General features: G+C 26.1%; 7 protein-coding genes. 1 reads left to right on the top strand and 6 read right to left on the bottom strand.

Annotation, left to right across the window (positions count from 1 at the left end; genetic code table 11):
* Positions 1-7: 7 nt before the first annotated feature.
* The 6 genes from leuD to BUMPG002_RS03125 form a co-directional block, all read right to left on the bottom strand.
* Positions 8-637 carry a 3-isopropylmalate dehydratase small subunit gene (gene leuD, locus BUMPG002_RS03150; RefSeq protein ID WP_025369226.1) on the bottom strand — a complete coding sequence of 210 codons (630 nt, stop codon included), beginning with the start codon at positions 635-637 and terminating at the stop codon, positions 8-10.
* 6 nt (positions 638-643) lie between these two features.
* Positions 644-2,056, bottom strand: a complete 1,413-nt coding sequence (leuC, locus tag BUMPG002_RS03145) for a 3-isopropylmalate dehydratase large subunit (protein WP_025369225.1) — start codon at positions 2,054-2,056, stop codon at positions 644-646.
* Position 2,057: 1 nt separating this feature from the next.
* Complete coding sequence (gene leuB, locus BUMPG002_RS03140) at positions 2,058-3,149, bottom strand: 3-isopropylmalate dehydrogenase (RefSeq protein WP_025369224.1); 1,092 nt, start codon at positions 3,147-3,149, stop codon at positions 2,058-2,060.
* Between the two features lie 87 nt (positions 3,150-3,236).
* Positions 3,237-4,796, bottom strand: coding sequence for a 2-isopropylmalate synthase (gene leuA / locus BUMPG002_RS03135; RefSeq protein WP_025369223.1), 1,560 nt, complete (start codon positions 4,794-4,796; stop codon positions 3,237-3,239).
* A 134-nt stretch (positions 4,797-4,930) separates the two neighbouring features.
* On the bottom strand, positions 4,931-5,674 hold the full coding sequence (repA, locus tag BUMPG002_RS03130; RefSeq protein ID WP_025369222.1) for a plasmid replication initiator RepA: 744 nt from the start codon (positions 5,672-5,674) through the stop codon (positions 4,931-4,933).
* A 144-nt stretch (positions 5,675-5,818) separates the two neighbouring features.
* Complete coding sequence (locus tag BUMPG002_RS03125) at positions 5,819-6,322, bottom strand: TIGR00645 family protein (RefSeq protein WP_025369221.1); 504 nt, start codon at positions 6,320-6,322, stop codon at positions 5,819-5,821.
* Positions 6,323-6,600: 278 nt separating this feature from the next.
* Between BUMPG002_RS03125 and repA (BUMPG002_RS03120) the strand changes: the two genes are divergently transcribed.
* Complete coding sequence (gene repA, locus BUMPG002_RS03120) at positions 6,601-7,452, top strand: plasmid replication initiator RepA (protein ID WP_025369220.1); 852 nt, start codon at positions 6,601-6,603, stop codon at positions 7,450-7,452.
* Positions 7,453-7,799: the final 347 nt, after the last annotated feature.

Below are 7,799 nucleotides of genomic sequence, written 5' to 3'. Positions count from 1 at the left end.
TAAATCACTAAGTATAAGATTGAAACTCTTTTCTTCTTATAAAAAGTTTACAAACTTTATCTTCATATTTTTTAATTTCTTCTAGATGTCTCATAGTTAAATCAATATTATCTAAATCATTCAACAAACACATGCGACGAAAATCGTCTAATTTAAATAAAAAAGTTTTTTCATTAACAACAATTTTCGTCTCAATTAAACTTACAAAAAAATGAATACCTACATTTTCTCTTACTACATTAAAAAGATAATTAATTTCTTCATTAGATAAAGTAATAAGAAGAAGTTTATTATTAAAAGCATTATTATAAAAAATATCAGCAAAACTGGGTGCGATAATTACTTTAAAACCATAATCTAACAAAGACCATACAGCATGCTCTCTTGAAGATCCACAACCAAAATTATCTCTAGTCAATAAAATACTTGCATTTAAATAATTTTTTTTATTTAGAATAAATTGATGATTTATTTTTAACTGATGAGAATCAAGAAAACGCCAATCATGAAATAAATATTTACCAAATCCAATCTTATTAACTTTTTGTAAAAATTGTTTAGGAATAATGGTATCTGTATCTATATTAGATATATCTAAAGGAATTACCCGACCGGTATGTTCAGTAAATTTAAACATTTTTAATTATTTCTCACTATGATTTAAATGTCTAATATCAAAAAATTTTCCATATATGGCAGCAGCAGCTGCCATAATAGGACTAACTAAATGTGTTCGCCCCCCCCGTCCTTGACGTCCCTCAAAATTTCGATTACTAGTAGAAGCACAACGCTCGCCATCTTTTAATCTGTCTTTATTCATACCTAAACACATAGAGCATCCAGGTAAACGCCACTCAAATCCTGCATTAATAAAAATTTTATCTAAACCTTCATCTTCAGCTTTTTTCTTAACCAAACCTGAACCAGGAACAACGATAGCTTTAACATTATTAGAAATTTTTTTATTTTTCAAAATTTTTGATGCTGATCTTAAATCTTCTATACGTCCATTAGTACAAGATCCAATAAAAACCTTATCAATCATAACATCTGTTAAATAAGTACCCGGTTTTAAATTCATATACTGACATGCAGATTTTGCTAATTCCTGCTTTTCTAAATTTTGAAATGAATTAAAATCTGGTATCTTTTCATGAACTGATATAACTTGATCAGGATTTGTCCCCCAGGTAATTTGAGGAGCAAGATTTGATATATCAATTACAAAAGTTTTATCAAAAATAGCATTATTATCTGTTTTTAAAGTTTTCCAATAATTTAATGATTGATTCCAATTATCACCAAATGGTGAATAAATTTTATTTTTTAAATATGAATATGTTACTTGATCTGGTGCTATTAAACCTGATTTTGCACCCATTTCAATAGCCATATTACAAATTGTCATTCTCTCTTCCATGTTCATTTGTTCAATTACAGAACCACAAAATTCAATTACATATCCATTCCCACCTGATGATCCTAACTTACCTATTATCGATAAAATAACATCTTTTGCAGTTATAAATTCATTCATAACACCTAATACTTCTATTTTCATAGTCTTAAAACGTTCTTGTTTTAAAGTTTGAGTCGCAAGTACATGTTCTACTTCTGAAGTGCCTATACCAAAAGATAATGCTCCAAATGCTCCATGAGTTGATGTATGAGAGTCACCACAAACAATAGTCATACCAGGTAAAGTCATCCCCTTTTCAGGACCTATAACATGTACGATACCTTGATTAGGATTATTTAAATCATATAAAGGTATACTAAACTCATTACAATTTTTTATTAACTTTTCCATCTGTATTTTTGCCATTAATCCAGATGCATTAATATCTTTACTTTCTGTAGAAACATTATGATCCATAGTAGCAAAAGTTTTTTTAGGTTGTCTAACTTTTCGTCCCTTATCACGTAATGAATCAAAGGCTTGAGGTGATGTAACTTCATGAAGTAAATGTAAATCTATATATAAAATAGATACATTGTTTTTATCTTTATGTATAACATGTGAATCATATATTTTTTCATATAATGTTTTTTTCATTTTATTTACCATTAATCAAAAAATCAGCAATAATATCACCCATTTGATTTGTTTTTAAATAATTCTTTTTATTAGATATATCTACAGTTCTATAACCTGCTCTTAAAACACTATGTACTGCATGATCAATTTTATTTGCTACTTTATTTAACTTCATTCCATATCTAATTAACATAGAAACTGAAAGAATCTGAGCTATAGGATTCGCAATATTTTTACCTTCTATATCAGGTGCAGAACCTCCTGCTGGTTCATATAAACCAAAATTTTTTTCATTTAAACTAGCTGACGGCAACATTCCAATAGAGCCCGTAATCATTGCACACTCATCAGAAATAATATCTCCAAAAAGATTAGAACATAATAATACGTCAAATTGATTAGGATTTTTTATGATTTGCATACAAGCATTATCAATGTACAAATGAGATAAAACAACATCTGGATATTCTTTAGAAACCTCTTCTACTACTTCACGCCATAAAACAGAACTTTGAAGAACATTTGATTTATCGATTGAACAAACTCTCTTTTTTCTAGAAAGTGCTAATTGAAAAGACAAATGAGCAATACGAATAATTTCAGATTTATGATAAATTTCAGTATCAAAAGCATATTCAGAATTATTTTTTTTCACACGTCCTTTCGGTTCTCCAAAATAAATACCCCCTGTTAATTCTCTAACACACAATATATCAAAACCATTCTGTATGATATCAAGACGAAGAGGAGATAAACATTTTAATTCTGGATATAACTTGGCAGGTCTTAAATTAGAAAAAAGATTAAAATGCTTCCTTAAGGGAAGTAAAGCAGCTCTTTCAGGACGTTTTTCTATTGGTAATTTGTCCCATTTACTCCCTCCTACAGATCCAAATAAAATTGCATCAGAATTTTCACATCCTTTCAATGTATCATTCGGTAAAGCTACACCTTCTCGATCAATAGCTATACCACCAATATTAAATTCTTCTATTTCTAATGGAAGTGAAAAATGATTTTTTAAAACATCTAAAATTTTATATGCTTCTTGCATAACTTCAGGACCAATTCCATCACCTGGTAATACCGCTATACGATATTTTTTTTTCATAAAGAAAATATTCTCTTTTTTAGAAATATGAGTGTAAAAAGCATAATTTTATATTTTTAAAAAATATAAACAGGTATTTTACCTATACTATTTTTTTTTAAAATTTTTTAAAGTTTTTAATTTTTTATTAACTTCTTGTGCTCTCCATATATTATTTAATACATTAACCATTGCTTGAGCAGATGCTTCAATAATATCAGTAGCTAAACCGATTCCATGAAATTTACGTTTCTCATATTCAACTAAAATATCTACTTGTCCTAATGCGTCTTTACCCTTACCCTTAGCAACAAGTTGAAATTTTTGTAAAATTATAGGAAAATGTGTAATTCTGTATAATGCTTGATAAACAGCATCTACTGGACCATTGGTTGTAGTTGAAGATTCTGTATGTATTTTTTTACCACATAATAATTTGACGGAAGCAGTTGATAAACCATTAGAAATCGATTGTACACTAAAAAATTTTAAGCAAAAATGTTCTAATTCTTCTTGTTGTTTATTAATAAATGCTAAAGCTTCTAAATCATAATCAAAAACTTGCCCTTTTTTATCTGCTAATTTTAAAAATGCAGTATAAAGTTCATCTATATTGTAATCACTCTCTTTATAACCCATTTCATCCATATAATGTTTTACAGCAGCTCTGCCAGAACGAGAGGTTAAATTTAGTTTTACCTCTTTTAGACCAATACTACTTGGTTCCATAATTTCATAATTTTTTCTGTTTTTTAAAACACCATCTTGGTGAATACCAGAAGAATGTGCAAACGCATTACTACCTACTATAGCTTTGTTCGATGGAATTGGCATATTACAAATTTGGCTAATAATTTGACTAGTGCGATAAATTTCTTTATGTTTGATATTAGTAGAAACATGTAAAACATCTTCTCTCACCTTTATGGCCATAATTACTTCTTCTAACGCTGTATTACCAGCTCTTTCTCCAATTCCATTAATAGTACCTTCTATTTGTCTAGCACCTGCTTGTATAGCTGATATTGAATTTCCTACTGCCATTCCTAAATCATTATGACAATGTACTGAAATTATTGATTTATGAATATTAGGTACACGTTCAAATAAATTTTTAATAATAAACGAAAGTTCGTTAGGTATAGTATAACCTACTGTATCAGGGATATTTATAGTTTTTACACCTGTATCTATTAATTTTTCTACAATACGACATAAATTATCCATTGTAGTTCTACTAGCATCTTCACAAGAAAATTCAACATCATCGGTATAACGTAAAGCTTTTTTTACTGAAAAAATAGCCATATCTATAATTTCATTAAAATTTTTTCTTAATTTAGATTCCATATGAAGACTTGAAGTAGCTAAAAAGATATGTATTCGAAACGCATTTGATGCAGACATAGCTTCTCCTGCTGCATCAATATCTTTTTCTACACAACGAGCTAAACTACAGATACGACTCTTTTTTATATTTTTTGATATTGTTTGAACTGATTTAAAATCTCCAGGAGATGAAATAGGAAATCCTACTTCAATAATATCTATCCCAGATTTTTCTAAAGAAAATGCAATTTGTAATTTTTCTTTTACACTCAAACTGGCTTGTAAAGCTTGTTCACCATCACGTAAAGTTGTATCAAAAATAATAACTTTAGAGTTCATAAAAATTTTCTCGACAATAAATAAAATGATTTATTAAATAAAATAAATTTATACACAAAAATTTCATAAGACGTAAAAATGCAATACATGTGTTTTTAATGTCTTATGAAATTTTTGTGTATAAATTTATTTTATTATTTTCTTTTGTATAATTTACATAAATTATGATATTCAATATCTATCTTTTTTTTAAGACCCTTAGGACCTATTTTTGTCAGTTCACTAGCAGTATAATAATTAATTAAAGCATTTAAAATTTTATTCCGAGCAGACTTTTCATCTAATTTTGATATTTTTTCTATATCCGAAAAAGAAAAAAAAATTTTTTTTTCACTTGTTTTTTTAGAAAACTCTATTGTTGTAGGTAAATAATGATATTTTTTTGATTCTGAAATGCCCAATAACATAAAAAACATTGGTGTTAAAAATATTTTTTTAGGTAAATACTTATTATTGATTTGACTCCTTACCCTCTTGCATTTAACAAAACCCATAGGTTCTAAAAATTCATTTATTAATCGTGATACTCGAGTAATAGATTTATTACCAGAATCTGAAAAGGTAGATAAACCACATTCATCTGCCAATTTTTCAATAGAAGCTTCAACTAAATTAGAATTAATGTCAAAGTAATATAACATAGCAAGTACTATAACTCTCATAGCAGAAGCACGATGTTCGTTTAATCGTCTAAATCTAGTTAAAATATTACCAGTTTTAGGATCTATAGGAAGTAAAGTATAATTTAAATTGCTTCTGGCTACATCTATTTCTGATGCTTTTTTCATGGCATAACGAATAAATGTAGATCTTTTTCTTTTATTTTTAGGTGGATTAAAAACTGGTTTAGGATTATATATATAATTTTTTCTAGGCACTAAATACACTTGATTAAAGTAAAATTATTTTTTTAGAAGAAAAAATTTATGATAAATTATATATTTTTTGAAATATAACATTTACATAAAAATAATTCAAATTGTTTTAGTATAAAATACTTTGTAATTTTTTTTTAAAAATAATTAATGAAGAATATGTTTTTTTTTGCTCATTTTGTCAATATATGCCATACCAAAAGCAGATAATACAAAAGTTAAATGAATTATAACACATAACATAATTTTATTATCTAATATTTTTTCTGCTTCCATAAAAAGACGTAAGAGGTGTACAGAAGATATTGCAACTATAGACGATGCTACTTTATTTTTTATTGAATTGACATCCATAGTACCCATCCATCCTAATCTTTTTTGATTATCTTCTATATCCATTTTAGAAATAAAATTTTCATATCCAGAAAACATTACCATGACTAAAAGCCCACCTACTAAAGCAATATCAATCAAAGATAAGACAATTAAAACTAATCCTGATTCTGACATAGCTAAAATATCTGGGATTATAAATATAATTTGTTGAAAAAATTTTAATGTTAATAATATAAATCCGAATGATAAACCTACGTAGACAGGAAACATTAACCAACGAGAAGCATATATGGTTTTTTCAATAATTTTTTCCATTTTTTTATTTTTCCTAGCTAGTTGTCCAATAAAAATTTATTTTTTTTATTTCAAAATCAAGATGTTTTAAAAAAATTTTAACAAGTTATATTGAAAATAATTAAAATTTATGTTAAGAATATCTGTTCCTTTTATAAATTATATTTATTCATAAAAAAAAATAAAAGTAAAGTATATATTCTTAAATATAAAAAATTTAAAGAATATAAATAAAAACATTTTTTTACCTCCATAAAGGCAAAAAAATAATCTTTTTCTATAACTTAAAGTATGATTTTATGCTATCGAGAAAATGTTATATAAACAATCCGAATCCTATTTTTACACCTCCTAAAAATAACAAACGTCGACCTTCTTTTATTTGTTATGCCATGAAAAAAGCATCAGAAATAGATGTTGCACGATGTGAATTAAATTATATTTTACAAGCAAAAAATATCAAGATAGGTTTTCCATTAAAAAGATTCAGACGATTAAACGAACATCGTGCATGTGCAATGAGAGCTATGGTTTTAGCGATGATTTATCATTTTAATATTTCTTCTGAATTAGTTCAAGCATCTGTAGAACAGTTATCTGATGAATGTGGTTTATCTACAGTTTCTAAAGCTGGTAATAAATCTATTACTCGTGCTTCTAGATTAATTACAAATTTTATGGAGCCTATGGGTTTTGTTACTTGTAAAAAAATGTGGGATAAAATATTAGGTAATTATATGCCTAAAATTATTACACTTACTCCGTTATTTTTTAATTTATTTGGTATTTCTGAAAAAAAATTATTAAATGCGAAAAAACAACAATTAGGATGGATAAATACTAATCTCATTAGTAAGGGACTAAAACCTATTACTATGATTGATGCAAAAAGACGTTCTAAGGATACTCAAATTAAGAGTATTTTAAAATATAGAATTTCTAGACATGCATTTTATAAGAAAAAAAGAAATGCGCAAAAATTAATCAGTTTAGATGAAAAAGAAGCTAGACAAACAATTTTACGTGCTTTAGTAGCTAAATATTCTGTTAGTGAATTAACTAAATTAGGACCTAATGGATTAAAAAAACAAGTAAACATAAGTTATCATTATTTACGAAAGATAGCTACAAATACATATCCCGACAATTAATAATATTTCTTTGAAAAAAATTGTTGATTTTAATACGTTTTTTTTACGTAGATAAAATCCTTTTTTATATTTATCATTTCTGATATTTCTATTTTTATTTTCCCTTTTAAAATTAATTTTATATATATTTTTTTCAAAAAATAATAATTTTTTTTTGAAAAAAAATATTTTTCTTTTTAAAAACATATAAATGCATACTGTTTTTTTTAATAAATGCTTCTTATGACATAAATGCAAAATAACATTATTTTTAATCTTATAAAAAAGAATAAATAAACATATTTATTTTTTTATAAAAAATAGCGAAGATTTTGTTTATAAAATCTTCGCTATTTTTTATAAAAAAA

Source organism: Buchnera aphidicola str. G002 (Myzus persicae) (assembly GCF_000521565.1).
In the GTDB taxonomy this organism is placed as follows: domain Bacteria; phylum Pseudomonadota; class Gammaproteobacteria; order Enterobacterales; family Enterobacteriaceae; genus Buchnera; species Buchnera aphidicola_C.
The sequence above is the reverse complement of the archived record's forward strand: the minus strand, read 5'-3'. Positions and strand labels throughout refer to the sequence as shown.

Bases quoted from the DNA above. Each gene is read 5' to 3' on its own strand.
- leuB (WP_025369224.1), bottom strand. From the start codon at position 3,149: ATGAAAAAAAAATATCGTATAGCGGTATTACCAGGTGATGGAATTGGT.
- leuA (WP_025369223.1), bottom strand. From the start codon at position 4,796: ATGAACTCTAAAGTTATTATTTTTGATACAACTTTACGTGATGGTGAA.
- BUMPG002_RS03125 (WP_025369221.1), bottom strand. From the start codon at position 6,322: ATGGAAAAAATTATTGAAAAAACCATATATGCTTCTCGTTGGTTAATG.
- leuD (WP_025369226.1), bottom strand. From the start codon at position 637: ATGTTTAAATTTACTGAACATACCGGTCGGGTAATTCCTTTAGATATA.
- repA (WP_025369220.1), top strand. From the start codon at position 6,601: ATGCTATCGAGAAAATGTTATATAAACAATCCGAATCCTATTTTTACA.
- leuC (WP_025369225.1), bottom strand. From the start codon at position 2,056: ATGAAAAAAACATTATATGAAAAAATATATGATTCACATGTTATACAT.